Source organism: Microbacterium sp. GXF0217, from assembly GCF_054798195.1.
The window spans coordinates 321440-344705 of sequence record NZ_JBSJZG010000003.1; the positions used below are offsets into that span (position 1 = coordinate 321440).

Here is a 23266-nt window from a genome sequence, read left to right on the forward strand (position 1 = left end):
GGGGTCTCGGTGGGGGAGGGGATCCGAGGCCCCGCCGCCCGTCTAGGAGTCGATGCGGATCTCGGCGATGATCTCGCCGTACTCGGTCTCGCCGACCGGCGAGAAGCCGACGCGATTGAAGAAGGCCTCAGGGCCGCCATCACCGGCTTCGTAGATCACATCGACGTGATCGAATTCGCGCGTGCGCGCCTCATCGATGAGCGCTTCGACCGCGAAGCGGCCGACACCGCGGCCCTGGTCGTCGGCATCGACGTTGATCCGCCACAGCACGGAGCGGAAGTGGTCTTCCGGGGCCTCTGGATCGAAGTTCGCGCTCACGAACCCGACGACCTCGTTGCGGTCGAGGATGACGCGCTGCCACGAGGTCTTGGGGTTGATCACCGTGGCGGCGATCCCGTACGAGACCGGCGCGAGGAACTGCTCCTGCCCTGGCTTCAGGGACAGGTTGTTGACGGCGACGATCGTCGCAGCGGACAGTTCGACCACACGCAGTTCCGACATAAGCCCAGGGTAACCGGTCCCGGTCGTTCTGACACCAGACCCGAGGGGTGAATACGGCGAACAGCGGCGCACCAGGCCCTCAGGTATCTTGGTATCGAGACAAATGCCCTCGTGAACGGAGATCTCCCGGTGACCGACGACGCCATCATCTACACCTACACGGACGAGGCGCCGGCTCTGGCCACCGCTTCGCTCCTGCCGATCGTCAAGGCGTACGCCGGGAAGGCGGCCATCGCGCTCGAGACCCGTGACATCTCGCTGGCGGGGCGCATCCTGTCCGCATTCCCGCAGCGGCTGACCGCCGACCAGCAGGTCTCCGACGCCCTCGCCGAGCTGGGCGGTCTCGCCACGACGCCCGAGGCGAACATCATCAAGCTGCCGAACATCTCGGCATCCATCCCGCAGCTGAAGGCCGCGATCGCGGAACTGCAGTCGCAGGGCTTCGACGTGCCTGACTTCCCGGACGAGCCCTCGACGCTCGACGAGAAGGATGTCCGCGCGCGCTACGACCGCATCAAGGGCTCGGCTGTGAACCCCGTGCTGCGCGAGGGCAACAGCGACCGACGCGCTCCGCTGGCTGTGAAGAACTACGCCAAGAAGCACCCGCACCGCAACAAGCCGTTCGCCGAGGGGTCCCAGACCCGCGTCGCGACGCTCGGACACGACGACTTCAAGTCGAACGAGAAGAGCTGGGTCGCGCCCGGCGACGACGTGCTGACGATCCAGCATGTCGCGGAGGACGGCACGACCACCGCCCTGAAGGAGAACCTCAAGGTGCTCCCCGGCGAGATCGTGGACGCCACGTTCCTCTCCGCCGCAGCGCTGGACGCGTTCCTCGCCGAGACGCTCGCCGCGGCCAAGGCCGACGACGTGCTGTACTCCGTGCACCTCAAGGCGACCATGATGAAGGTCTCGGACCCGATCATCTTCGGGCACGTCGTGAAGGCGTACTTCGCCGACGTGTTCGCGCAGCACGGCGACGCGCTCGCGGCCGCCGGTCTGAGCGCGAATGACGGGCTCGGCTCGATCCTGTCCGGTCTCGCCGACCTCGAGGGCGGAGAGGCGATCGCCGAGGACTTCTTCCGGGCGATCCAGGACGGTCCGCGTCTGTCGTATGTGAACTCCGACAAGGGCATCACGAACCTGCACGTTCCGAGCGACGTCATCGTGGATGCGTCGATGCCCGCGCTCATCCGCAACGGCGGCAAGCTGTGGGGCGCAGACGGCGGCGAGAGCGACACGCTCGCCGTCATCCCCGACTCCTCCTACGCCGGCGTCTACCAGGCCACGATCGACGACGTGATCGCGAACGGTCCGCTGGACCCGGCCACGATCGGAACCGTGCCGAACGTGGGTCTCATGGCGCAAGCCGCCGAGGAGTACGGCAGCCACGACAAGACCTTCGAGGTCGCTGAGGCCGGTCGCATCCAGGTGGTCGCCTCCAGCGGAGACGTCGTCATCGAGCACGCCGTGCAGCCCGGCGACATCTGGCGCGCCACGCAGACCAAGGACGTCGCGATCCGCGACTGGGTGAAGCTGGCCGTTTCGCGCGCCCGTGCCACTGGGTCGCCTGCGGTGTTCTGGCTGAACGCCGAGCGCTCGCACGACGCCGCGCTCATCGCGAAGGTGAACGAGTACCTCAAAGATCACGACACCGCGGGCCTCACGATCGAGATCCTCACGCCCGAGGACGCCACGCGCTACTCGCTCGAGCGTCTGCGCCGCGGCGAGGACACCATCTCGGTCACCGGCAACGTGCTGCGCGACTACCTCACCGACCTGTTCCCGATCCTCGAGGTCGGCACCAGCGCGAAGATGCTGTCGATCGTCCCGCTGCTCGCCGGGGGCGGGCTCTTCGAGACGGGAGCCGGCGGTTCGGCCCCCAAGCACGTGCAGCAGCTCGTCGAGCAGAACTACCTGCGCTGGGACTCGCTGGGCGAGTTCTTCGCTCTGGCCGCGTCGCTCGAGCACTTCGCGGACTTCGCAGGCAACGAGAAGGCGCGTGTGCTGGCCGAGACGCTGGATGCCGCGACCGGAACGTTCCTCGAAGAGGACCGTTCGCCCGGACGCGCCCTCGGCACGATCGACAACCGCGGCAGCCACTTCTACCTCGCGCTCTACTGGGCGAAGGAGCTGGCCGCGCAGACGAAGGATGCCGAGCTCGCCGCCGCCTTCGCCCCGGTGGCCGAGGCACTCGCCGCGAAGGAGCAGGACATCGTCGCCGAGCTGAATGCCGTGCAGGGAACCCCTGCCGACATCGGCGGGTACTACCGTCCTGATGCCGCGAAGGTCGCGACGATCATGCGCCCGTCCGCGACGCTGAACGCGGTGATCGACGCCCTCTGACCCCGGGTACGCAAAAGGCGGATGCTTCGGCATCCGCCTTTTGCGTACCCGCGCCCGTGCGGGCCGGGCGAGCGTCAGTTGTGGACGTTGACCTCGAGGCCGTCCGGCGCCCATTCGAAGACCCACTGCGCGGCCGAGACCGGCATGTTCACGCAGCCGTGGCTCATCACGTTGCCGAAGTTGTTGTGCCAGTACGCACCGTGGAAGGCCTGGTCGCCGTTGAAGTACGTGACCCAGGGGACGTCGGGCGTGCGGTACTTGGTGCCGTCGCCGTTGTTGCCGACCATGTCCTGGATGCGCACGTGCGCGCGGATCTTGAAGTTGCCGGTCTCGGTCTCGTGACCGGCCTTGCCGGAGGAGATGGCCCACGAGTTGACGAGCTTGTCGTTCTCGTAGAAGTAGGCGCGCTGCGCGCCGAGGTCGACTTCGGCGCGACGGACGAGCCCGGTCGTCTCGAACGGAGTCTCGGTGACGGCCAGTGCGAAGTTGGCATTGCCGTCCGCCAGCTGGGCGGCGAAGTCATCCGCGGCCGTCGAGGTGTCGCCGAGGGCGCGACCGGTCTGGCCGGCCTGGACCTCGCGCAGCACGTTGCCGTTCGAGTCGGTGATGTTCGTCGCGTTGACCGGAGCGCGATCGACCGCGGCTGCCAGTGCGTCGACCGTGGGCTGAATCGCGGCGGCGTCCGCAGTGATGGTGAGCGCGCCGTCGACGTTCTCGACGGTCAGCCATGTGGCGGCGACCTCCGGCGCGACGGGAACCGTGCGCTCCTCGCCGACGTAGAAGCCGATGGTCGAGAGCATGGTGTTCAGCTGGGTCGCCGTCTCCTGTGCCGCTTCGGTGGAGATCTCGGGCAGCGCTTCGGTCGGGTCGCCGGTGAAGTCCAGCTCGGACTTGCCGTCGCCGATCGCGTCGACGTAGGCGGTCGAGAGGGCGTCGACGCTTATTCCGGTGCCCGGCTCGGCGGGCGTGGTGACGTAGGTGCCCGTCGCGCTGTCGAAGACGACGGTGGCGTCCGTGGCGTCGGTGTACGAAGCGGGCGACGCCGCGCGCAGTGCGCTCTCGGCCGCGGCCGAATCGAGCGAGATCGTCGCCGGGATCGTCTCGGCGCCCCACTGGCTGATGTTCCACAGGGGGCGCTCGGCGAAGGCCTGCTCGGCCAGCGCTTCGGCGTCGACGGAGGCGCCGAGGTCAGCACCGGTGACGACGACGTCGCCGCCCATGCCGGTCAGCGTGATCTCGGTCTCGGCGAGTCGGTTGCTGATGGTCTCCGCCGCCATGCCGGGGGTGAGCCCGCCGACCTGGACACCGGCGACGCTTGTGCCGGGGGCGATGAGGACCAGGGATGCCGCGGCGGCGCCGAGCACGACGACACCAGCGCCGATGCCGACCCAGAGGCCCACGCGCTTCTTCTTGGGGGCCGGCTCGAGCGGCGCCCACTCGGCGTGCTGGTCGGCGGGAGGCTGCTCGCCCGTGCCCGAAGCGCTCACATCCACGGCTTCGTCGACGACCGCGGTCTTCGCGGTGTCGGAGCCGGATGCTGCAACAAGATCGGTCACGATCTCACCCCCCGTGATCGGCATGACACATGTATCTGTCTATCGTACGGGATCACTTATCACGGAATGGCAACGGTCGGCAACTTCACCGCTGTGCGCCGGATGGGGGTCTTGTTCGCGCCGCTCAGGCCTCGACGATCGCGATGCCGTCGATCTCGACGAGCATCTCCTCACGGGGGAGACCCGTGAACACCGTCGTGCGGGACGGCAGCACGCCGCTGGGCGTGTGGGCCTCGACGAACGCGCCGTAGGCCTCGTTCATGATCGCGAAGTCCTCGCGCTTGGTGAGGTAGACGCGCAGCATCACGACGTCGTCGAACGTCGCGCCGGATGCTTCGACGATCGCCTTGACGTTCTCGAGCGTGCGCGTGGTCTGCGCTGCGACGTCACCGGGGAAGAGGTACTCGTTCGTGGCCGGGTCGACGGGGCCCTGGCCCGAGACCTGCACGAACGGGCCCTTGCGGATGCCCTGCGAGAAGGTGTGCGCCGGTGCAGGTGCGGCGTCGGTCGTGACACGGATCTTCGAGTTCATGCGTCAAGCCTAGTAGCCTTGTTAGGTGCCTCTACAAATTCCGGACCCCGTGCTCGGCCCCTGGGCCAAGGCCTTTCCCGCTCGCGCCCACGGGCTTCGTCTGTCGGAGGTTCCGGATGCCGGATTCCGGCTGTCCGAGTTCTCGACGCCCGTGATGACGCTCCATGAGGATGCACTGTCGCACAACGAGAAGACCGTGTTCGACTGGGCCGAAGATCTCGGCATCCGACTCGCGCCGCACGGCAAGACGACCATGGCGCCCGCCCTGTGGCAGCGCCTGCTGGATGCCGGCGCGTGGGGCATCTCGGTCGCGACGCCGTGGCAGGCGGGCGTCGCTGTGGAAGCCGGCGTGCGCACGGTGCTGATCGCCAACGGGCTGACGGATGCCGCGGCCGCCGCCCGCCTGGCGGACCTGCTCGCTCAGCACGACGACCTGCGCATCCTCTGCTGGGCGGATGCGGAGGCGACCGTCGCGATCCTCGCCGACGCGGCCACCGATCCCGCGCATCCGCTCGACGTGCTGGTGGAGATGGGCGGCGGGGGCGGCCGCACGGGCGCCCGCACGGTCGCCGAGGGCGAGCGCATCGCCGCGGCCGTGTCGCACGCGCCCGGGCTGCGGCTCGCGGGCGTCGCCGGATACGAGGGTCCGTTCGGGCCCGATCGGACCCCGGCATCCGTCGCCGCCGTCGATGCCTATCTGCAGACTCTCGTCGACCTGCACGAGCGGCTGACGTACCCGGAAGGCATGCGGCCCGTGCTGTCCGCCGGCGGCAGCTCGTTCCCCGACCGTGCAGCGGCCGTGCTCGCTCCGCATCGTGCAGACGCAGACGTCGTGCTCCGCTCCGGCGCATTCCAGATCCACGACGACGGCTTCTACACGCGGATGTCCCCGTTCGGCGCTGCGCTGCCGACAGTGCCGCTGCGATCTGCGATGCACGCCTGGGCGCGCGTCGTCTCGCACCCGGAACCACGGCTCGCGCTGCTGGATGCCGGACGCCGCGACGTCCCGTTCGACATCGACCTGCCCGTGCCGCAGTCGGTCGCGGGGAGGGTCACCGCGCTGAACGACCAGCACGCGTTCCTCGCGCTCGACGAGGCGGACGAGGTGAGTGTCGGGGACGTCGTGCGTCTCGGGCTGTCGCACCCGTGCACGGCGTTCGACAAGTGGCGGGTGATTCCGGTGATCGATGATCCTGACGCGGACGATCCGCGCGTGATCGGGGCCGTGGCGACGTGCTTCTGAGCGCTGAGCACGCGGCGGCCGGTCGGGTGCGGCTGTACCGCGGTGCGAGCGTCATCGACGGCACCGGGTCTCCGCGGTACACCGCGGACGTCGCCGTCGAAGGCGCGCGCGTCGTCGGCATCCGGACCGCGGACGACGCGGACTTCCTGCTGCCGGAGGGGGCCGTCGACATCGATGCCGCCGGGCTCGTGCTCGCCCCTGGTTTCATCGACATGCATGCCCACAGCGACCTCGCCGTGCTCCGCGGAGCGGAGCACACGGCCAAGATCCGGCAGGGCGTGACCTGCGAGGTCGTGGGTCAGGACGGGCTCGGGTACGCGCCGCTGGACGAGCGATCCGCCGCGCTGATCCCCGCCCAGATCGCCGGCTGGAACGGACCGGCCGAGATCCCGTGGCGGTCCATAGCCGAGTTCCTGACCGCGATCGACGCCGCCACCGCGGCGAACGTCGCGGTCCTGGTCCCGCAGGGCAATCTGCGCATGATGGTCATCGGGCATGAGGCCCGTGCAGCCGAACCGCACGAGCTCGCGCGCATGGCGGAGCTGCTGGATGCGGCACTGGACGCCGGTGCCTTCGGCATGTCCAGCGGGCTGACGTACACGCCGGGCATGCACGCGTCGACCGCCGAGCTCGAGGCGCTGTGCCGGGTCGTCGCCGAGCGCGGCGGCTACTGGGCTCCGCACACTCGCAGCTACGGCGCCGCCGCGCTGGACGCATACCAGGAGGTGCTCGACATCGGACGGCGGACCGGGTGCCCGATCCACCTCACCCACGCGACCATGAACTTCGCACCGAACCGCGGGCGCGCCGCGGAGCTGATCGCCCTGATCGACGACGCGATCGCGGACGGCGTGGACGTGACCCTCGACACGTACCCCTACCTCCCCGGCGCGACGACGCTCGCCGCGCTGCTGCCCAGCAGGCTCGCCTCCGGTGGCGACCTCGTCGCCGCCGTCGCGGCACTGGACGCATCCGGCCGCGAACAGGTGCGCGTCGAACTGGAGGACCTCGGCTGCGACGGCTTCCACGGCGAACGCGCCGACTGGTCGACGATCGAGATCTCCGGCGTCGGCGACCCCGCCCTGGCCGGGCTCGTCGGACGTCGCGTCGACGAGATCGCGCAGTCCCTCGGGCGTCGGCCGGTCGACATCGTGCTCGACGTCGTCGTGCGGGATGCCGCGGCCACCGGCATCCTGATGCACATCGGCGACGAGCAGAACGTCCGGGAGATCATGCGGCATCCGCGGCACAGCGGCGGCAGCGACGGCATCCTCATCGGCGACAAGCCGCACCCGCGCGGATACGGGACGTTCGCGCACTACCTCGGTCGCTACGTCCGCGAGCTCGGAGTGCTCGGTCTCGAGGATGCCGTGCAGCACCTGTCGGCGACGCCGGCCCGACGCCTTGGGCTCGACCGGGGCGATGCGCCGCGCGGCGTCATCCGCCCCGGAGCGACGGCCGACCTGGTGCTCTTCGACCCGCAGCGGGTCGCGGCCGGCGCGACGTTCGATGACCCCCGGGCCGAGCCGGTCGGCATCATCGAGGTGCTCGTCAGCGGCGTGCCCGTCCTCGAAGGAGGCGAGCCGACCGGCCGGACACCCGGTGCGGCCCTGCGCGCGACGCCCCCGGCGCATCGTGCGACGGTCCCGCTGCTCGACGCCGACATCGACGCGCAGAAGCCGCCGTTCGTCGTCGATTCCGGCGCTCGCATCGACGCCCCCGCAGAGTTCTCCGCTGTCGCCGATCGGCTCCGCGAGGTTCTGTGGCTGCGCGAGAGCGCGGATCCGGATGCCGGGATCATCGCGCTCGTCCGCGACCCCGAGGAGCGCGCCCCCGAGTCGTTCCGCATCGAGGTCGACGCGGCGCGCATCGCGGTGCACGCGGCCGATGCCGTCGGCGCGTTCCGTGGCGTCATGGCGCTGCGGCAGCTCCTGCCGCCGGAAGGCACTGCCGGCGCGCGGCTGCCCTCCGGGCGGTGGCGCAGCGCACCCGCGTTCGGCTGGCGAGGAGCGATGCTCGACGTCGCACGGCACTTCCGTCCGGCCAGCGACATCCGCCGCCTCATCGATGTGCTCGCCGCGCATCAGCTGAACATCCTGCACCTGCATCTGACCGACGACCAGGGCTGGCGATTCGAGGTGCCCGGCTTCCCGCGGCTCACCGAGGTGGGGGCGCGGCGCGCGGCGACCCAGCGCGGGCACGGTCCGCTCGCGACCGTCGAACCCGGCGTGCACGAGGGGCATTACACGACCGCCGAGCTGCGCGACCTGGTGCGGTACGCCGCCGAGCGGTTCATCACGCTCGTCCCCGAGGTCGAACTCCCCGGTCACGTGCAGGCTGCGCTCGCCGCGTATCCCGAACTCGGCAACACGGATGCGTCGGATGCCGTCGACGGGCCCTGGGAGCGATTCGGCGTCAATGCCAGGACGCTCGCGCCGACCGAGCCGTCGCTCTCGTTCGGGCGCGCGGCGATCGACGCGCTGTGCGACGTGTTCGATTCGCCCTGGATCGGCATCGGCGGTGACGAGGTACCGGTCACCGAATGGGCGCACAGCGCCGCCGCTGGCGCGCGGATGCAGGAGCTGGGCCTCGCCTCCCCGGCGGAGATCCAGCCCTGGTTCACCGCGCAGCTCGCGGCCCACGTGCGCTCGCGAGGGCGCGCCGCGCTCGCCTGGGACGAGGTGCTCGAGGGCGACGTCCCCGAGGGCGTCGAGATCCTCGCCTGGCGCGGTCCCGTGGCCATGCGGGAGGCGCTGGACCGCGGCATCCCGGTCATCGCCTGCCCTGATCTGGAGGTCTACCTGGACTACCGCCAGTCCGAATCCGCGGACGAACCGGTACCGGTCGGCCCGCCGCTGACCATCGAGCACGCCTACACGCTGCGCATCGATGACAGAGCGCTCGGCGGTCAGGCGAACACGTGGACCGAGCACCTGCCGAGCAGCGATCGCGTCGACTACGCGATGTTCCCCCGCCTGTCGGCGATCGCGGAGCGGCTGTGGTCGGGCGGCGAGCCAGGAGCGTGGGATGATTTCGCGCATCGCCTGCCCGTGCAGCTGCGGCGTCTCGCGGCGATGGGGGTGCGGTATCGTCCCCTCGACGGACCTGCTCCGGATCAGCGCCGCCCCGGCGTCCCGGGCAAGCCGATGAGCGTTGACGATCGTCGGCGGATCGTCGCCGATCTCGTCGCCGGGCTGGGATCTCACGGGGGAGCGGGGGCTCCCAGCCGTGGGTAACGTTTCGGTAACCCTCCATCCAGCCGCCTGCGCAGAGGTTGCGCAACACCGTGTTCGTAAGGTCTACTAACAAACATGTCCGAATCGGATGAGACACGTGTGCCGGCCACGGCCGAGTACACCGGTGCGAGCGCGCACGGATTCGCCGGCGCCCGGCACCTCCGCTCGCGCTCCAAGGTGCTCCCCGAGCACGCACGCGGACACAACCGTGCCCTCGTCCTGCAGACGCTCTATCACGCGGGCGCCATGAGCCGCGCTGACCTGTCCAGGGGGACGGGCCTCACCCGCGTCACGATCTCCGACCTGGTCTCGGAGTTCATCGCCGACGGCATCGTCGTGGAGAAGGGCATCCGCGAGACTGCTGGCCCTGGCAAGCCGCCGATCCTCATCGACATCGACCGCGACGGCCACCAGATCATCGGACTCGACCTGTCAGGGCCCGAGGCCTTCCTCGGTGCCGTGCTCAGTCTCGACGGCGAAGTGATCGAGCGTCGTGAAGTACCGCGCCCTGCCCAGCCGGATGGGACGGCGACCTACGAGGCGCTGCTCGATCTCGCGCGGCAGCTGAAGGCCGCAGCCACGACCACGCTGCTGGGCGTCGGCGTCGGAACGCCGGGCATCGTGCGCCCCGACGGCGTCGTGATCGAGTCGCCGAACCTCGGCTGGACGAACTTCCCGCTGGAGGCGCGTCTCGGGCTGGATCTCGACTTGCCGGTGACGGCGCGCAATGACGCCAATGCCGCCGTTCTCGCCGAGTACACGTTCGGCGAAGCGCAGTCCGACGTCATGCTGATCAAGATCGGCCGCGGTGTCGGTGCCGGACTGATCACCGGCAGTCAGCCGCTGCTCGGCAGCCGCTTCGCGGCCGGCGAGATCGGGCACGTCGTGGTCGGCACGGACGGTGGGCCTCGGTGCGTGTGCGGCAAGGACGGATGCCTGGAGGCCTGGCTCAGCGGCAGCCGTCTCGCCGCGGCGATCGCCGAGGCGCCCGAGTCCCGCGAAGAACTGCTGCGCGATGCCGGGACGCGGATGGCGGTGGCGATCGCGCCGATCGTCAGCGCGCTCGACCTCTCCGAGATCGTCCTGTCCGGACCCGCGGAGCTGCTGGATGAGACCTTCTTCGACGCGGCCACCGCGACGCTGCGCGCGCGTACCCTGGACGGCGTCTTCGATGACGTCGTGATCCGCCTCACGACGCAGGACGACATCGTGCTGCGCGGGACGGCCGTCATGGTGCTGTCCGGTCAGCTGGGCGTCTCGTGATGCGCGTTTCGCGCGCTTCGTCCCTCCCGGTCGTCGAACTGGACAGCGTCCGCTGATGGGCGCGCGCGTGAGCACCGACCGGACCGGTCGGTCGATCCGAGTGGGCCTGGACGTCGGCGGGACGAAGACGGATGCCGTGGCGGTGACGGCCGACGGCGAGATCGTCGCGCGCGTGCGCCGCCCCACCGGGTGGGGCGATGACGCCGTCATCACCAGCATCCTGGCCAGCGTCGAGTCCGTCGTGCAGGAGGCGGGACTCGCAGCGACCGAGCTCGAGTCCGTCGGCGTCGGCATCCCCGGCCTGGTCGAAGCCGGTACAGGCCGCGTCCTGCATGCGGTGAACCTCGGGGTCGAGTCGCTCGACATCGCGGCACGCGCCGGCCGGATGCTGAACGTGCCGATCGCGGTCGAGAACGATGTCAAGGCGGCCGCGCTCGGGGCGGCAGCGCTTCGCGGCGATGGCGCATCGATGGCCTATCTCAATCTCGGAACGGGCGTCGCCGCCGGTATCGTCGCGGACGGGAAGATCTGGCGCGGAGCGCACGGCACGGCCGGCGAGGTCGGGCACATCAGCGTCGACCCAGGCGGACGGATGTGCGGCTGCGGTCAGCGCGGCTGCGTCGAGACGCTGTGCGGCGGCGGTGCGCTGGCGAAGGCGTGGGGGAGGCCGGGGGCCCTTCCAGTCCGCGACATCTTCGACGCAGCGGACGCCGGCGACCCCCTTGCGCTCTCGTTGCGCGCGGATCTCGCGCGGGGAGCCGCCGCCGCGGTGCGCATCCTCGTGCTCTCGGTGGATGTCGAGACCGTCGTCATCGGCGGCGGGCTCACCGCCCTCGGCGAGCGGCTGCACGCCGACATCATCGCGGCGCTGCGTCGCGAAGCCGACGGGTCGGCGTTCATGCGCTCGCTCCGTCTGGATAAGCGGATCGAGCTGCTGCCGAGCGGCTCACCGGCCGCAGCCCTCGGTGCCGCGCTGGTCGCGGCATCCGATTCCGCACCTGTCGACAAGGAGATCGTGACCCATGGCTGAAGTCGTCATCGTCGAGAACAGCGCGGCAGCGGGAGCGCTCGTCGCGGACGAGATCGTCGCGCTCATCGCAGCGCGCCCGTCCGCGGTGCTGGGGCTCGCCACCGGGTCGACCCCGTTGCCGGTGTACGAGGCGCTGCAGAGCAGGGTCGGCGGCGTCGACCTCTCACAGGTGCGCGGCTTCGCGCTCGACGAGTACGTCGGTCTGGACCCGGTGCATCCGGAGAGCTACCGTTCGGTCATCACCCGCGAAGTCGTCGAGCCGCTCGGACTGGATCCGCGCCGCATCCACGTCCCCAACGGGGCTGCCGCCGGGATCGAGCGCGCGGGTGCCGACTACGAGGCGGCGATCGCGGAAGCTGGCGGGGTGGATCTGCAGATCCTCGGGATCGGGACGGACGGGCACATCGGCTTCAACGAGCCGGGGTCGTCGTTCGCGTCGCGCACGCGGGTCAAGACGCTCACGCAGCAGACGCGTGCCGACAACGCGCGCTTTTTCGATTCGATCGACGACGTCCCGATGCACTGCATCACGCAGGGGCTCGGCACGATCCTGCAGGCACGTCACCTCGTGCTGCTCGCGTTCGGCGAGAGCAAGGCGCAGGCCGTCGCGGATGCCGTGGAGGGGCCGCTCTCGGCGTTCCTGCCCGGCTCGGCGATCCAGCTGCACGCGCACGCGACGGTGGTCGTCGACGAGGCAGCGGCGTCGAAGCTGAAGCTCGCGGACTACTACCGGTACACGTTCGCGAACAAGCCGGCCTGGCAGGGGATCTGAGCGAAGGCTCCGCCTCGATCAGGCGGATGCCGAGGCGGGCGCTTCAGCATCCGGCCACGCGAGCGGGAGCAGATGCTCGACGCTCAGCGGAGCCAGAGGCAGAGTGTCGACATCGGCCGGGGTGATCCAGCGCAGTTCGGCGAGCTCTGCCCGGACCGCGACGTCGTCAGGTTCGGCGCGCATCGCGAAGGCGGTCGCGACGACGCGGTGACCCGGCTCGTTCGCGGCATCCGAGATGAACCGGCCCAGAGGAGTGAGGTCGGCTTCCGCGACGACGAGGCCGAGCTCCTCCTCGAGCTCGCGGGTGAGCGTCTGCGCGGGGTTCTCGCCGGCCTCCGGCTTGCCGCCGGGCTGCATGAACCGCACCGTGCCGTGCTTGCGCACCACGAGCACACGATCGTCGGAATCCCGGATGATCGCAGCGCTCACGTGGATGTCGTTCATGGGGTGAACACCTTCCCTGGGTTGAGGATGCCGGCCGGGTCGAACACGCGGACGATCTCGCGCTGCAGCCGCCACTGATCGTCGCCGAGCTCCTCGGCGAGCCAACGGCTCTTCAGGCTGCCGATGCCGTGCTCTCCGGTGAGCGTGCCGCCGAGCCCGATCGCGGCGCGGAACAGCTCATCGGCTGCCCGCCACACGGGCTCGGGGACTTCGGGACCGTCGAAGATGAAGTTCGGGTGCAGGTTGCCGTCACCGGCGTGCGCGACGGTCGGGATCGTCAGGCCGTAGGCGGCTTCGATCCGGGCGATCTCGTCGAACATCGCCGGCAGTGCGCTGCGGGGCACAGAGACGTCTTCGATGAGCGTCGTGCCGAGCGCGGCCATGGCGGCGTGCATGGAGCGGCGGATCGCCAGCAGCCGCTCGCCCTCTGCCGGGTCGTCGGATACGACTGTCGCCCCGCCGTGCCGGGTGAGGATCTCGGCGATCAGCGTCGCTTCCTCCTGCGCGGCGGGTCCGTCGGTCTGGATGGTCAGCTGCGCAGCATTCGGCTGGGGCGCCGGGAGCGCGAGCAGCCGGTGCACGGCGGCGAGGGCCGCGGCATCCATCAGCTCCATGATCGCGGGCTGGAGGCCGGCGGCCGTGACGGCAGCGGATGCCGTGGCCGCCGCCCGCACATCCGGGAAGACCGCGGCGATCGTGCATGTGGTGCCCGGGACGAGGCGGCGCAGCTTGAGCGTCGCGCCGACGACGACGCCGAGGATGCCCTCCGAGCCGATCACGAGGGAGGTGAGATCGAGACCGGTGACGCCCTTGACGGTGCGGTGCCCGAGGCGCAGGAGGCGTCCGTCGGCGAGCACCAGGTCGATGCCGAGTACGGCGTCACGGACGACGCCGTACTTCGCGCAGAGCAGCCCGCCGGCACCCGTGGCGATGTTGCCGCCGACGGTCGAGATGTCGCGGCTGGCCGGATCCGGTGCCCACCAGACTCCGTGCGCGGCGAGGGCGGCGTTCAGCTCGGCGTTCAGGATGCCGGGTTCGACGACCGCGAGAAGGTCATCGGGTCGGATCTCATGGATCCGGGTCATGCGGCGCATGGACAGCACGATCTCGCCGTCGCCCGCGTTCGCGGCTCCGGCGAGTCCGGTGCCGGCGCCGCGGACGACGACGGGTGTGCGCGTCTCGGTCGCGATGCGCATCGTCTGCTGGACGTGCTCGATCGACTCGGCGTGCACGACGGCGAGGGGGCGCCCAGCGGCGACGTGCCCTGAGCGATCCGCGCGGGCGGCCTCCAACGCTGCGTCGGTCACGTCGACGATGTCGCCGAGTGCTGCGCGCAGCGCCGCGAGTGCGCTCATGCCAGGGTTCGCCGCCCGGCAATCACACCTGCGGCGATGGCGATCACCGCGAAGATCGAACCGATCACGGCTTCACCCATCGACCACCACGCGATGGTCACGCCGACGTAGAGCAGGAGTTCGACGGCTGCACGCAGGAAAGGATGCAGGCGCACGACGGGTCGCGGGGAGAGGAACAGCGCCCACACGAGCAGTACCACCACGGGGGCCGCGATTCCGACGACGATGTTCCACGGCATGTCCCACGTCGCCAGGCCCCAGATCGCGAGCGAGGCGAGAGCGGCGAGCAGGACGACGACCCGGATGATGTCGAGCGGGGTGACGTTCGGGCGGTTCACGCCCGGTTCGGCCGGTGTCTCCTGGGTCATGCTCCCAGTCTATTCGGCGGGTGCGGATGCACGATCCCGCAGCTCTTGCAGGGTCGTCGACATCGAGGGGCCTTCTGACCCGTCTGCGAGTCGATACCGGAGGGTGAGCGTCGTGCTCATGTCAGACGAGCGATAGAACTCGATCGTGATTGATCCTGATCCTGCGTCGTCGAACACGAATTGATCGCCTTCATCGAAGCGGCTATCGAGCATTGGCTCGACCGTTGCGCCCGGCACACCGGAGATCTGAACGGTCACGTAGAGCGCGCCCCCATCTTTCCATTCGTGGACGCTTTCGATCACGGGTGGTGTGGTCGGAATCGACGGGTCATCGGGGTCCGCGGTGGCGTCGGTGTCGCTGTCTGCTCCGGTGTCGCTGTCTGCTCCGGTGTCGCTGTCTGCTCCGGTGTCGGAGTCTGCTCCGGTGTCGCTGTCTGCTCCGGTGTCGCTGTCTGCTCCGGTGTCGCTGTCTGCTCCGGTGTCGCTGTCTGCTCCGGTGTCGGAGTCTGCTCCGGTGTCGCTGTCTGCTCCGGTGTCGCTGTCTGCTCCGGTGTCGGAGTCTGCTCCGGTGTCGGAGTCTGCTCCGGTGTCGCTGTCTGCTCCTGCGTCGGTGTCTGCGGTGCTGTCAGCGTCGCTGCTCGCTCCGGTGTCGGTGTCTGTTCCAGTGCCTGCGTCCGGGTCTGCTCCTGCGTCGGTGTCCGCCGCGCTGCCTGCGTTGCTGTCTGCTCCGGTATCGGAGTCTGCTCCCGCGTCGGCGTCGGCGTCGGCGTCGGCGTCGGCGTCAGGGTCGGCCGTGCCCTCCGTACCTCCAGCACCGTCGTTGCCGTCACCAGGTCCCGGGGGCGTGGGGCTTTCGGTCGGAGTCGGGGTCGGGGTCGGGGTTGGAGTCGGGGTCGGGGTTGGAGTCGGAGTCGGAGTCGGCGTCGGAGTCGGATGTGGCGTTGGTGTGGCCGTTGGCTCCGGAGTCGGCGTAGGGGTCGGCGTCGGGGTCGGCGTTGGCGTCGGCTCTGGAAGCGCGCTCGGAGTGGGCGTCGGCTCTGGAGTCCGGGTCGGCGTTGGCATCGGCTCTGGAAGCGCGCTTGGCGTTGGCGTTGGCGCCGGCGTTTCCGAAGGCTCTGGCGCCGGGGCTACGGGGCCTTCTGGCGGATCAATGGGAGCGGCGGGCTGCTCGGGCGCCGTATCGCCGCCCGAACCGGAACCGCCCGAACCCGAGTCTCCAGGCGCAGACACGACGGGCGGCGACAGCGGCGCCTCCACGATCAGGTCGGACTCCGGGCCCGGTTCGTCACCGGCATCCTCGTCCTCGACCGGCTCGTCGATCACCAGCGGCTCGTGGCTCAGCGCCTCGAGCTTCTCATCCGGGCCGACCTCGGCCGGGATCGAGGGCGATTCGTCGACCTGGCTGGCGCTTGGAAGGCTGGTCACCGCCGACGAACTCGTCAAGCCGGGGATGATCGCGGCTGCCGCGACGACGCCGGCCACGATCAGCGCGGCGGACCCGACGCCGACCAGTGCGCCGATGCCGGTGACCGCTCCCGCCGTCACTCCCGCGGCGCCTCCGCCGCTCGCAGCGCCTCCGGCAGCTCCGGCGCCTCCACCGGCACCGCCCGTACCTCCGGTCGAACCTGATCCGGCTGCGGCGCCGGCCATCGCGGCGCCCCCGGTTCCGGAGACCACGACAGCGCCTTCGACGACACTGGACGGCATCGCCGCGAGTGCGACGATCGGGGCGCCGCCGCCCTGCAGCGTCGCCAGATAACCGGTCGCGCCCGTGATGCCGAGCACGAGCGGCAGCAACACCATCGCCAGGCGGTCGGAGACGTCCTTCGCCTCGGCGACGACGATCATGCACCGTGCACAGTCCGAAAGGTGCGCGTCAAAGCGTTTCTGGTCGCGGGTGCTGAGGTTGCCCCGCGAGTGGGCTCCCATGTGCTCGATGCTCCACTGACATTCCGAACCGGGGGCCGCGCTGCGCAGGTGCGCCTGGATCCACGCCTCGCGCAGACCCTCGCGTGCGCGGAAGGCGAGCTGGGCGACGGCACCGGCCTTCATCCCGAGCAGCGGAGCGACCTCGGCCGGCTTCATCTGCTCGATCTCGGTGTACCAGAGCACCTCCTGCCAACGGGAGGGGAGGCTGCGGAAGGCCTTCGCGGTCAGGCCGCGGTCGAGGGCGTCATCGGCTGCCTGCTCGGTCGTGTCCGGGTCGGCGACGGCATCCATCTCGTCGATGGCGGTCTCGCGACGCGCTTTGCCCCAGCCCGCCGCGGTGTTCCGGATGCTGGTGAAGAGGTAGGCGCGGAACGACCCGTTCGGGCCGCCGCCCTTGAGGATCGCGTTGTAGATGCGCGTATACGACTCCTGGACGAGATCGTCCGGATCGAGCGTGGAGGTGATCGAGCGGGCCACGGCGACACCGGACGGGTAGTGCCGTCGCCAGAGTTCGCCGAAGGCGTGCCGGTCGCCTGACCGGGTGCGCAGGATCAGATCGGCGTCCGCGATCTGCGCGTTGTCGTTGTTCTCGTTCAGCACTGGCATCCAGATCTCGTGGAGCATCGGGTCGGCTCCACAGGAAGAGACGCGTGAATCGGGTCCCCATCACGCGCCTTTTCCATTCTCACCCCGTTCTCCCAGCCTGACCAGCCCTGTGGACAACTCGGAGCCAACTCTCTGCCGGTGCCTTCGGAAAAATGTCAGAAAAAGTTCATCGATTCGCGTGATGAATCGCCACCCAGTCCGTCTCATCATCAGAGCACGCTGCGCGATCACCACCGGGGGGCGGAGATCGCACAGTGCCGACGCGGGGCAATGCGTCGGCTCAGGGCGGGCTCGGGACCCTCGGGGGAGGAGTTCCCGAGCCGCCCGCTCGTCCAGGAGGGAGTGAGGCCGCCGTTGTCTGGGGCACGGCGGCCTCCCCTCTGCTCCGCGGAAGTCGCGTCGCGCCGATCAGACCGCCGGGCGACCCGCCACCCAGACGCGTCGCACGCCCAGGCGCGCATCGAGCAGGACGGCATCCGCGAGCATCCCTCGGTCCAGGCGCCCGAGCCGGTCGCCCTCCCCGATGACGGATGCCGGCGTTTCGGTGAGAGCGCGAACGGCGGCCGCGAGCGGAACGCCTGCCTGCGCCGCGTTGCGCAGCGCGGCATCCTGCGTGAGCGTCGATCCGGCGATCGAGCCCGTCGCATCCGTTCGGGCGATCCCATCCGTCACCGTGACCTTGACAGCTCCCAGGTCGTAGCGGCCGTCTGCGCTGCCGGCCGCGGCCATCGCATCCGTCACCAGGGCGACGCGCTCCGGCGCCGCATCGAAGATCAGCTTGATCACGTGCGGATCGAGATGCACGTTGTCGGCGATCGCCTCGAGCACCACGCGGCGGTCCGCCGCCGCAGCCAGCACAGGGCCCGGATCCCGGTGGTGGATGCCGCGCATCGCGTTGAATGCGTGCGTGAGCACCGTGGCCCCCGCATCGAAGGCGGCAGCGGCGATCCTGGCATCCGCATCCGTGTGGCCGACGGCCGCGACCGCACCGGCGCCCACGATCCGCCGGATCGCGTCGAGCCCGCCGGGGAGCTCGGGGGCGATCGTGACCTGGCGCACGGTTCCGCGTCCGGCGTCGAGCAGGCGCTGGAGATCCGCCGCATCCGGAGCCCGCAGCAGTGATGGCTCGTGAGCGCCCTGATGGCCGGGGTCGAGGAAGGGGCCTTCGAGATGCGAACCGAGGATCTCGGCATCCGTCCCGGCCAGCTCGGCGATCCCGGCGACCCGCGCGGCGAGGTCGTCGACCGACGCGGTCACCAGGGAGATCACGGCGCGCGTCGTGCCGTGCGCTCGATGCAGCGCACGCGCGGTGCGGATCGCCTCCGCACCGTCGTCGTAGGACGCACCGGCCCCGCCGTGGCCATGGATGTCGATGAAGCCCGGCGTGAGCACCGCACCGGCACCGGCGACCTCCGTCGCGTCGACGACCGTGTCGGCGGCGGTCCATGTCGTGCCGGTTCCCGTTTCCACGACGCCGCCGCCCTCGAAGCGGACCCAGGCGTCTTGGGTCTCGACTCCGTGCGAGATCAGTCGCGCGGAATGGATCACGGTTGCGGTCATGGCCTGCTTCCCTCGATCTCGGCCGGGCGCTGCCCGCCCCATCCTTCGGCATCCCACACCGTTCCGAGCGCATCGACGCGCGCACGGAACGAGGTCCAGTCCTTGGCGGATGCCGGTGACCATGCGATCTCGGCCAGAGCCGCCGCGCGGGGGAAGAACAGATGGTCGATGTCCGCGAGCGCGGCGATGGTCTCGGACCACAGCGGCCCCTCGATGCCGAGGATCGCGCTCTCGTCCAACCCCGGCACGATCGCATCCGGCTCCCAGCCGTACGCGGCCTCGAGGTCGATGATCGCGGCCCAGCTCAGCCCGAGCGGATCCTCGGGCGAGGGCTTCATGTCGAGGTACGCGCGCGTGGACGGGGACAGGATGACCGCCCCGCCCCGCTCGGCGAACCGGAGCGCATGCGCCGCATGCTCGACGGTCGGGTCGTCGCTGCCCCAGAACTGGCCGATCGTGCCCTCGGCCACGACCGCGGAACCCGCCTCGTGCCATGCCACCGGCGTCTTCCCGAGCTCGACGGTCAATGCGGTGACGCGCTCGATGAACGCATCGAAGTCTGTCGGCGCGGTCCCGAGGCACTCGTCGCCGCCGACGTGCAGGTACGGTCCGGGTGTCAGTGCCGCGACCTCGCCGAGCACGTCGCAGAGGAACTCCCACGTCGCCTCGTCATGGATGCGCACCGAGGAGTGCCCGACGCCCCAGCCCTGATACGGCTCTCCGGCGACCGGCAGCGGCTGGCCGAGCGCCTCGGCCTGCGCGAGGAGCATGTCGTTCATCACCGGCGGCTCGACGAGCTCGGGGTACGCGAGGCCGATCGCATGCGTGTGCCCCGGCAGATCGATCTCGGGAACGATCACCATGTGGCGTGCGGCCGCGTAGTCGACGATCTCGCGGAAGTCGCCCTTCGAATAGAAGCCGCCAGGGCGGCCGAGCACCGACGTCGCCGATGCCTTCTCGGTCAGCAGCGGCCGGCTGTCGATCTGCAGGCGCCAGCCCTGGTCATCACTGAGATGCAGGTGCAGGTGGTTGAACTTCAGCGACGAGGCGCGGTCGATGAACGCCTTCACCGTCGCCACGTCGAAGAAGGTTCTGGCCACGTCCAGCATCACTCCGCGGTAGGCGAAGCGCGGTTCGTCGGCGATCGATGCCTGGGCGATCGTCCACGCACCGGCCTCCTCGTGCAGCAGCTGGCGCAGGGTCTGGATGCCGTAGAACAGCCCGGCCTCTGAACCGGCGATCTCGACCCGATCCGTCACCTCCAGCCGGTAGCCCTCGCCATCGGCCCCCGTGGCCCGCAGGACGATGTCGCCGGCGGCCGGTTCGCTGCGGGTGGTCTCCGGCCGCACTCCGACGCGCTCGGCCAGGTGGTCGGAGAGGGCGGATGCCGCGGCATCCGCACCGTCGACGATGACGATGCGCGTGCTGGGCGTGAGAGCGAACGCGCCGGGGCCGGTCGCGACGGACGAGGGCAGCGGTACAAGAGTAAGGACCATGAACAAAACCTACCGGTGGGGGCCGTGACATCCAAGCGTTGCGGCTGATCCGATCCGCTATGCTCGAACCGTCGCGACTGGCGTCTGGGTGGACTACCACCGGGGAGCGACTTCTCATGGGAATCGACCGCGCGCCTGGGCCGATCAGGAACAACCCCTTTCCACCGTGAGATCAGGAGCACGTCATGACCGACCCGTACTTCAACGCACCGCTTTCCGAAGTCGACCCTGAGATCGCCGAGGTCCTCGAGCGCGAGCTGAACCGCCAGCGGGGCTTCCTCGAGATGATCGCATCCGAGAACTTCGTGCCCGTTTCTGTGCTGCAGTCGCAGGGCTCCGTGCTCACGAACAAGTACGCCGAGGGCTACCCCGGCCGCCGCTACTACGGCGGGTGCGAAGAGGTCGACGTCGCCGAGTCCCTTGCCATCGAGCGCGCCAAGAGCCTGTTCGGCTCGGAGTTCGCGAACGTCCAGCCGCACTCCGGTGCGACCGCCAACGCCGCCGTGCTGCACGCCATCGCCCGCCCGGGTGACACGTTGCTCGGCCTGTCGCTCGACCACGGCGGACACCTGACGCACGGCATGAAGATCAACTTCTCCGGTCGTCTCTACGACATCGTCGCGTACGGCGTGGACCCGGAGACCTCGCTGGTCGACATGGCCGAGGTTCGTCGACTGGCGATCGAGCACAAGCCGAAGGTCATCATCGCCGGCTGGTCCGCATACCCGCGTCAGCTCGACTTCGCCGCGTTCCGCGAGATCGCCGACGAGGTGGGCGCGTACCTCTGGGTCGACATGGCGCACTTCGCCGGTCTCGTCGCCGCCGGCGTCCACCCGAGCCCCGTCCCGCACGCGCACGTCGTGTCCTCGACCGTGCACAAGACCATCGGCGGGCCCCGTTCCGGCTTCATCCTCACCAACGACGCCGACCTCGCGAAGAAGATCAACTCGGCCGTGTTCCCCGGTCAGCAGGGCGGCCCGCTCATGCACGTGATCGCCGCCAAGGCGACCGCGTTCAAGATCGCCGGCACGCCGGAGTTCAAGGAGCGCCAGGAGCGCACCGTCCGCGGTGCCGCGCTGCTCGCCGAGCGCCTGGGGCGTCAGGACGTTCAGGATGCCGGCATCAAGGTCCGCTCCGGCGGCACCGACGTGCACCTCGTCCTCGTCGACCTGCGCGACGCCGAGATCGACGGCAAGCAGGCCGAGGACCTGCTGCACGACATCCACATCACGGTCAACCGCAACGCGGTCCCGAACGACCCGCGTCCGCCGATGGTCACCTCGGGTCTGCGCATCGGCACGCCGGCGCTCGCGACCCGCGGATTCGGGGATGCCGAGTTCACCGAGGTCGCCGACATCATCGCGCTGGCGCTGCTGCCCGGCGCCGATGTGGCAGCCCTCAAGGCCCGCGTCGACGCGCTTGCCGCCGCCTTTCCGCTCTACCCGGGGCTGACCCAGTGACCGCTGTCGTCCTGGACGGCAAGGCGGCATCCGCCCAGATCAAGGCGGAGCTGGCCGAGCGTGTCGCCGCGCTCGCAGAGAAGGGGATCGTCCCCGGCATCGCCACGGTGCTCGTCGGGGCCGACCCGGCATCCCAGCTGTACGTCGGGATGAAGCACCGGCAGTCCGAGGCGATCGGGATGAACTCGATCCAGCGCGAACTGCCAGCCGACGCCACGCAGGCCGACGTCGAAGCGCTGATCGACGAGCTCAACGCGGACCCCTCCTGTCACGGCTACATCGTTCAGCTCCCGCTGCCGAAGCACATCGACACTGACGCGATCCTCGAGCGCATCGACCCGGCCAAGGATGCAGACGGACTGCACCCGACGAATCTCGGCCGGCTGGTGCTGAACGTCAACAGCCCGATCCATACGCCGCTGCCGTGCACGCCGCGCGGCGTGATCGAGCTGCTGCTGCGCAACGATTACGACCTCAACGGCAAGCACGTCGTCGTCGTCGGGCGCGGTGTGACGATCGGCCGACCGATGGGGCTGCTGCTCACCCGCCGCGACATCAACGCGACCGTCACGCAGGTGCACACCGGGACGCCCGACATGGCGCCCTACCTGCGCGAGGCCGACGTGATCGTCGCCGGCGCGGGGGTCAAGCACCTGATCCGTGCCGAGGACGTCAAGCCCGGAGCAGCTGTGCTCGATGTGGGCGTCACGCGCGAGACGGATCCCGAGACCGGCAAGAACAAGGTCCATGGCGACGTGCACCCCGACGTCGCGTCGGTGGCCGGATGGATCTCGCCCAACCCCGGTGGCGTTGGTCCGATGACCGTCGCACTGCTCATGACCAACGTCGTCGAGGCTGCGGAGCGACTCGCCGGCTGAACGGTCGCGCCACAGCGTCGGAGAACTCGCGAATGTCGGGGCGGATCACAGGATCTGCCCCGACATTCCGCATGTCCGACGTACGGGAACGGGATGCCGGGGTTACAGCTCGTCGAGCATCCGGCGCTGCTCTGGCGTCAGGCCGTCGTCGGGCTCGACGTCGACACGCGCTGCCGGTTCCGGCCGGGAAGCGGATGCCGCGGCATCCTTCGACTTCATGCCGCCGGAGACCTTGTCGTAGACCTCGCCCGCCTTGCGTCGCAGGACGTCGTCGACCTGGTCGTAGATGACCCAGCCGAGCAGGAGCAGCAGCGGCGGCAGGGCGTAGCCCCAGAAGAAGCCGTGGACGCCGACGGGGCTCAGCCACACGGTCAGCACCCAGATGATGAGCTCGACCACGTAGACGAGCGCGTACTGCACGACCTTCTCGCCGGTCTTCGTGCGATCGGCCGCGGACTTCGCCGCCGACTTCTGGAACGCGCCCTTCAGCAGCGGCTTGATGAACAGGGCCGCCAGCGTCAGGATGACGGATGCCCAGAGCGCGTGCCACCCGACGCTCACGCTCGGCAGGACCAGCCCGATGATGAGCAGGACTGCGACGTTGAACACGTAGAGCGCGCCGAAGCGGATGATGCCGTTCCTCATATGCCCAGGTTCGCATACTCTGGCGCCGCGCTGAACCGCTGGTCGG

General features: G+C 69.9%; 18 protein-coding genes and 1 riboswitch. Of the genes, 8 read left to right on the forward strand and 10 right to left on the reverse strand.

Going from position 1 to position 23266, the window contains the following annotated elements:
- Positions 1-42: 42 nt before the first annotated feature.
- Positions 43-501 (reverse strand): GNAT family N-acetyltransferase, encoded by a 459-nt coding sequence (locus tag ACWAT3_RS07715; RefSeq protein WP_460797246.1) that lies wholly within the window; start codon positions 499-501, stop codon positions 43-45.
- A 129-nt stretch (positions 502-630) separates the two neighbouring features.
- Here ACWAT3_RS07715 and ACWAT3_RS07720 point away from each other — a divergent pair, with 129 nt between their 5' ends.
- Positions 631-2847, forward strand: a complete 2217-nt coding sequence (locus ACWAT3_RS07720) for an NADP-dependent isocitrate dehydrogenase (RefSeq protein ID WP_460797741.1) — start codon at positions 631-633, stop codon at positions 2845-2847.
- Between the two features lie 74 nt (positions 2848-2921).
- Here the strand turns inward: ACWAT3_RS07720 and ACWAT3_RS07725 are convergent, their stop codons facing one another.
- The gene (locus ACWAT3_RS07725; RefSeq protein WP_460797248.1) at positions 2922-4403 is read right to left on the reverse strand and encodes a L,D-transpeptidase family protein; all 1482 of its coding nucleotides are present in this window, start codon (positions 4401-4403) and stop codon (positions 2922-2924) included.
- 124 nt (positions 4404-4527) lie between these two features.
- A complete protein-coding gene (locus ACWAT3_RS07730) occupies positions 4528-4935 on the reverse strand; it encodes a RidA family protein (RefSeq protein WP_460797250.1) in 408 nt (135 codons plus the stop codon).
- A gap of 25 nt (positions 4936-4960) precedes the next feature.
- Here ACWAT3_RS07730 and ACWAT3_RS07735 point away from each other — a divergent pair, with 25 nt between their 5' ends.
- From ACWAT3_RS07735 to nagB, 5 genes are all read left to right on the forward strand, one after another.
- Positions 4961-6178, forward strand: a complete 1218-nt coding sequence (locus ACWAT3_RS07735) for an alanine racemase (protein WP_460797252.1) — start codon at positions 4961-4963, stop codon at positions 6176-6178.
- On the forward strand, positions 6169-9414 hold the full coding sequence (locus ACWAT3_RS07740) for a family 20 glycosylhydrolase (protein WP_460797253.1): 3246 nt from the start codon (positions 6169-6171) through the stop codon (positions 9412-9414). Before ACWAT3_RS07735 ends, ACWAT3_RS07740 begins: the two co-directional genes overlap by 10 nt.
- Positions 9415-9489: 75 nt before the next feature.
- Entirely contained in the window at positions 9490-10677 is a 1188-nt protein-coding gene (locus ACWAT3_RS07745; protein WP_460797255.1) for an ROK family transcriptional regulator, read from the forward strand.
- A 94-nt stretch (positions 10678-10771) separates the two neighbouring features.
- Positions 10772-11707, forward strand: a complete 936-nt coding sequence (locus ACWAT3_RS07750) for an ROK family protein (RefSeq protein ID WP_460797743.1) — start codon at positions 10772-10774, stop codon at positions 11705-11707.
- A complete protein-coding gene (nagB, locus tag ACWAT3_RS07755; protein ID WP_460797257.1) occupies positions 11700-12479 on the forward strand; it encodes a glucosamine-6-phosphate deaminase in 780 nt (259 codons plus the stop codon). Before ACWAT3_RS07750 ends, nagB begins: the two co-directional genes overlap by 8 nt.
- 18 nt (positions 12480-12497) lie before the next feature.
- Here the strand turns inward: nagB and ACWAT3_RS07760 are convergent, their stop codons facing one another.
- The 6 genes from ACWAT3_RS07760 to ACWAT3_RS07785 all read right to left on the reverse strand — a co-directional run bounded on the left by ACWAT3_RS07760 (position 12498) and on the right by ACWAT3_RS07785 (position 20237).
- Positions 12498-12923 (reverse strand): NUDIX hydrolase, encoded by a 426-nt coding sequence (locus ACWAT3_RS07760; RefSeq protein ID WP_460797258.1) that lies wholly within the window; start codon positions 12921-12923, stop codon positions 12498-12500.
- Complete coding sequence (locus ACWAT3_RS07765) at positions 12920-14278, reverse strand: FAD-binding oxidoreductase (RefSeq protein ID WP_460797260.1); 1359 nt, start codon at positions 14276-14278, stop codon at positions 12920-12922. Before ACWAT3_RS07765 ends, ACWAT3_RS07760 begins: the two co-directional genes overlap by 4 nt.
- A complete protein-coding gene (locus ACWAT3_RS07770) occupies positions 14275-14646 on the reverse strand; it encodes a YrdB family protein (RefSeq protein ID WP_460797261.1) in 372 nt (123 codons plus the stop codon). The genes ACWAT3_RS07765 and ACWAT3_RS07770 overlap by 4 nt, the downstream gene beginning before the upstream one ends.
- A gap of 9 nt (positions 14647-14655) precedes the next feature.
- A complete protein-coding gene (locus ACWAT3_RS07775; protein WP_460797263.1) occupies positions 14656-17199 on the reverse strand; it encodes a sigma-70 family RNA polymerase sigma factor in 2544 nt (847 codons plus the stop codon).
- Positions 17200-17589: 390 nt separating this feature from the next.
- The gene (gene nagA, locus ACWAT3_RS07780) at positions 17590-18741 is read right to left on the reverse strand and encodes an N-acetylglucosamine-6-phosphate deacetylase (RefSeq protein ID WP_460797265.1); all 1152 of its coding nucleotides are present in this window, start codon (positions 18739-18741) and stop codon (positions 17590-17592) included.
- On the reverse strand, positions 18738-20237 hold the full coding sequence (locus ACWAT3_RS07785; RefSeq protein ID WP_460797267.1) for a beta-N-acetylhexosaminidase: 1500 nt from the start codon (positions 20235-20237) through the stop codon (positions 18738-18740). Before ACWAT3_RS07785 ends, nagA begins: the two co-directional genes overlap by 4 nt.
- 63 nt (positions 20238-20300) lie before the next feature.
- Positions 20301-20385, forward strand: a riboswitch (ZMP/ZTP riboswitch).
- Positions 20386-20422: 37 nt separating this feature from the next.
- On the opposite strand from ACWAT3_RS07785, the gene glyA reads away from it, so the two are divergent.
- Both glyA and ACWAT3_RS07795 read left to right on the forward strand, forming a co-directional pair.
- The gene (gene glyA / locus ACWAT3_RS07790; protein ID WP_460797268.1) at positions 20423-21697 is read left to right on the forward strand and encodes a serine hydroxymethyltransferase; all 1275 of its coding nucleotides are present in this window, start codon (positions 20423-20425) and stop codon (positions 21695-21697) included.
- Entirely contained in the window at positions 21694-22575 is an 882-nt protein-coding gene (locus tag ACWAT3_RS07795) for a bifunctional methylenetetrahydrofolate dehydrogenase/methenyltetrahydrofolate cyclohydrolase (protein ID WP_460797269.1), read from the forward strand. Before glyA ends, ACWAT3_RS07795 begins: the two co-directional genes overlap by 4 nt.
- Before the next feature lie 102 nt (positions 22576-22677).
- On the opposite strand, the gene ACWAT3_RS07800 is transcribed toward ACWAT3_RS07795, so the two are convergent.
- Entirely contained in the window at positions 22678-23220 is a 543-nt protein-coding gene (locus ACWAT3_RS07800) for a phage holin family protein (protein ID WP_460797271.1), read from the reverse strand.
- Between the last annotated feature and the right edge of the window lie 46 nt (positions 23221-23266).

Bases quoted from the DNA above. Each gene is read 5' to 3' on its own strand.
- ACWAT3_RS07715 (WP_460797246.1), bottom strand. From the start codon at position 501: ATGTCGGAACTGCGTGTGGTCGAACTGTCCGCTGCGACGATCGTCGCC.
- ACWAT3_RS07730 (WP_460797250.1), bottom strand. From the start codon at position 4,935: ATGAACTCGAAGATCCGTGTCACGACCGACGCCGCACCTGCACCGGCG.
- ACWAT3_RS07745 (WP_460797255.1), top strand. From the start codon at position 9,490: ATGTCCGAATCGGATGAGACACGTGTGCCGGCCACGGCCGAGTACACC.
- nagB (WP_460797257.1), top strand. From the start codon at position 11,700: ATGGCTGAAGTCGTCATCGTCGAGAACAGCGCGGCAGCGGGAGCGCTC.
- ACWAT3_RS07760 (WP_460797258.1), bottom strand. From the start codon at position 12,923: ATGAACGACATCCACGTGAGCGCTGCGATCATCCGGGATTCCGACGAT.
- ACWAT3_RS07765 (WP_460797260.1), bottom strand. From the start codon at position 14,278: ATGAGCGCACTCGCGGCGCTGCGCGCAGCACTCGGCGACATCGTCGAC.
- ACWAT3_RS07770 (WP_460797261.1), bottom strand. From the start codon at position 14,646: ATGACCCAGGAGACACCGGCCGAACCGGGCGTGAACCGCCCGAACGTC.
- ACWAT3_RS07775 (WP_460797263.1), bottom strand. From the start codon at position 17,199: ATGCTCCACGAGATCTGGATGCCAGTGCTGAACGAGAACAACGACAAC.
- nagA (WP_460797265.1), bottom strand. From the start codon at position 18,741: ATGACCGCAACCGTGATCCATTCCGCGCGACTGATCTCGCACGGAGTC.
- ACWAT3_RS07785 (WP_460797267.1), bottom strand. From the start codon at position 20,237: ATGGTCCTTACTCTTGTACCGCTGCCCTCGTCCGTCGCGACCGGCCCC.
- glyA (WP_460797268.1), top strand. From the start codon at position 20,423: ATGACCGACCCGTACTTCAACGCACCGCTTTCCGAAGTCGACCCTGAG.
- ACWAT3_RS07800 (WP_460797271.1), bottom strand. From the start codon at position 23,220: ATGAGGAACGGCATCATCCGCTTCGGCGCGCTCTACGTGTTCAACGTC.